A 3,064-nucleotide genomic window follows, 5' to 3' on the forward strand; every position below is an offset into this window, starting at 1 on the left:
CGGCGCGGGCGGCCTCTCGTCGAGCATCGGTGAGCTGGCCACCATCAGCGGAGGCGCGGTAGTCGAATTGGAAAAGGTACCGCTGAAATACCCCGGGCTGCGGCCCTGGGAAATCTTCGTGTCGGAGTCGCAGGAGCGGTTTTCGTTGGCCGTTGAGCCCAATAAGCTGGATGAGCTGCTGGCGTTGGGCCGGGAAATGGAAGTGGAGCTGACCGATATCGGCTACTTCACCGCCGCCGGCTTTCTGGACGTGCGCTTCAACAACGAGCCGGTGGCCTACCTCGACATGGAGTTTTTGCACAACGGCGTGCCGCGCAAGGTGCTGGAAGCCGAGTGGCAGAAGCCGGCGGTGCAGGAGCCCACGCTGCCCGCTGACCTCAACTATACCGACGTTTTGTACCGTCTGCTCGGCAGCCTGAATATCTGCTCCCGCGAGTCGGTTATCCGGCAGTACGACCACGAGGTGAAGGGCCGCACCATTATCAAGCCGCTGATGGGCGCCACGGGCCAGGCCCCGCAGGATGCCGCCGTGGTGCGCTTCAACTTTGAAACCTGGGAAGGCGTGGCCGTGAGCAACGGCATCCTGCCCCGGTTCGGGGATCTGGACGCCTACCACATGTCGGCCGGGGCCTTCGACGAGGCCGTGCGCCAGATTGTGGCCGTGGGCGGCAAGCTGCCCAACCTGCACTACGCCGACGGCAACTTCTGGTCCGTCAACGACAACTTTTGCGTGCCCGACTCGGTGTACGACTCCGTCATGAACCCCGACGGCAAGCTCAAGCTGGCCAAGCTCGTGCGCATGTGCCAGGCCCTGCGCGACGCCACGGCCGCCTACTGCATTCCGCTCACGAGCGGCAAGGACTCGATGAAAAACGACTTCAAGGCCGACGGGGTCAAGATTTCGGTGCCTCCAACGGTCTTGTACTCGATGACGGCCAAAATCGCGGATGTGCGCCGCACCATCACCTCCGACTTCAAGCAGGCCGCCGACCTGATTTATGTGCTCGGCGAAACCTACGACGAGTTGGGCGGCTCGGAGTTCTATCAACTGTTCGGCGAGCTGGGTGCCAACGTGCCCCAGGTACGGTTTGCTGAAGCTAAGGCCCTGTATGAACTCGTGGGCCAGGCCAACGACCAGCACCTGATTCAGTCTTGCCACGACCTCTCGGACGGCGGGCTGGCCGTGGCCCTGGCCGAGGCCACGTTTGGCTACGGCTTCGGAGCCGACGTTGACCTGGATGCCGGCCTGGACCCGGCCGGGGAGCTGGCAGTGGCGGCGCTGCTGTTCAGTGAGTCGCACTCCCGCTTCCTGGTGACGGTAGCGCCCGAGGACGAGGACGCGTTTGAGCAGCACTTCGGCGGCCGGGCCTACTACCTGGGCGTGGTGACGGAAGACGGGCAGCTGCGGGTGCAGCACCAGGGCAACAGCCTGATTTCGGCCAGCACCGCGGTACTGCGCCACGAGTGGGCCAATGGTCCGGTGAACCGAATTATCGGCTTCGGCCAGCACGAAGTCCAGCAATAACCATGGAACAGCCCCCCCAACTGCCCGACCAGCACACGCCCCCGCGGCCCCAGCCCGAAGATCCGGGCTACGAAGTGACGGACGCCGCGGGCCGCATCCAACTGCCCGGCTTCAAAAGCGTGGACCCCGGTCACGAGTCCGCCGAGCCCCTGCCCGCCGCGGGCCAAACCCCCAATAGCACACGTCAAAAACGAGTTAAGGCCCTGATTCTGACCGGTTTCGGCATCAACTGCGAGGAGGAATTCGCGGCGGCCTATACGCTGGCCGGCGCCGAAGCTACCATCGTGCACCTCAACCAGGTCCTGCACGGTGAGGTCAGCATCCACGACTTCGACATTCTGAACTTTCCCGGCGGCTTCAGCTTCGGCGACGACCTCGGCTCGGGCGTGGTGCTGGCGGGCAAGCTGCGCTACCGCCGCAACGCCGCGGGCCGCACCCTGCTGGATGATATCAAGGACTTTATTGCCAACGGCAAGTTTGTGCTGGGCATCTGCAACGGCTTTCAGGTGCTGGTCAAGCTGGGCTTGCTGCCCAACCTGAGCGGGGCCGTGACCCCGGAAGTGACCCTGACCCACAACGCCTCGGGCCGTTACGAGGACCGTTGGGTGACGCTCAAGGTCAACCCCGAGTCCAACTCGCCCTTCCTCAAGGGCCTCGACACGCTGGAAGTGCCCGTGCGCCACGGCGAAGGTCGTCTTATCATCAAAGATGCCGCCACGCTGGCCGCCATCGAAGAGCAGGGCCTGAACTGCTTGAGCTACGCCGATTTCGACGGTTCGCCCACCGACGTGTACCCGCACAACCCCAACGGTGCCGCCTTGAACTGCGCCGGCCTGACCGACCCCACCGGCCAGGTATTCGGGCTGATGCCCCACCCCGAGGCGTTTCTCTCGCTCTACAACCACCCCGACTGGGCCCGGCGCAAGCGTGCCACGCCGTCGATTTCCGAGGAAGGCGACGGGCTAAAGCTGTTTCGCAACATTGTGGAGCACGTGGCGTCGTTGCCTCACCCCCCGACCCCCTCTCCGGGGGGAGAGGGGGAGCCTGACGGAAGGGCCGCCGCTGGAGAAGCTCAACAGGAAATTGGTAGTCGGCCTCGACTGACGGCGGATAAAAAGCTGTGGTATGAGCGGTTGAAGACGTTTAGCGGGCAGATGCGGCGAGAATCTACTCCGGCGGAAGACGCTTTGTGGCAAGCGTTACGAAACCGGCAGCTGAACGATGCCAAATTCCGTCGGCAGCACGTCATTGGACGCTTCATCGTGGACTTTATCTGCACTCAGCACAACCTGATTGTGGAAGTGGATGGAGAAGTGCACGACGAGGCCGGACAAGCCAAATACGATACCGGCCGCACTTACGAACTGGAAGGGGTAGGCTACCATGTGCTGCGATTCACCAACGGTCAGGTACTCCATCATCTGCCCACGGTGCTACAAAAAATCAGTGCGGCTCTGCTTCTGCATTCCATAAAAAATTAATAATCCCTGGCTCCCCCTCTCCCCCTGGAGAGGGGGCCGGGGGTGAGGCTACTCACCC

The 3,064-nt window shown here is 63.1% G+C and carries 2 protein-coding genes; both read left to right on the top strand.

Annotation, left to right across the window (positions count from 1 at the left end; translation table 11 throughout):
* Positions 1-1,525: AIR synthase-related protein (locus tag EWM57_RS20750; RefSeq protein WP_242510164.1), on the top strand; the 1,525-nt coding region annotated here is incomplete at its 5' end.
* A gap of 2 nt (positions 1,526-1,527) precedes the next feature.
* Entirely contained in the window at positions 1,528-3,006 is a 1,479-nt protein-coding gene (locus EWM57_RS20755) for a phosphoribosylformylglycinamidine synthase subunit PurQ (protein WP_129923209.1), read from the top strand.
* Positions 3,007-3,064: the final 58 nt, after the last annotated feature.

Origin of the sequence: Hymenobacter persicinus (genome assembly GCF_004167665.1) — a bacterium.
Taxonomy (GTDB): domain Bacteria; phylum Bacteroidota; class Bacteroidia; order Cytophagales; family Hymenobacteraceae; genus Hymenobacter; species Hymenobacter persicinus.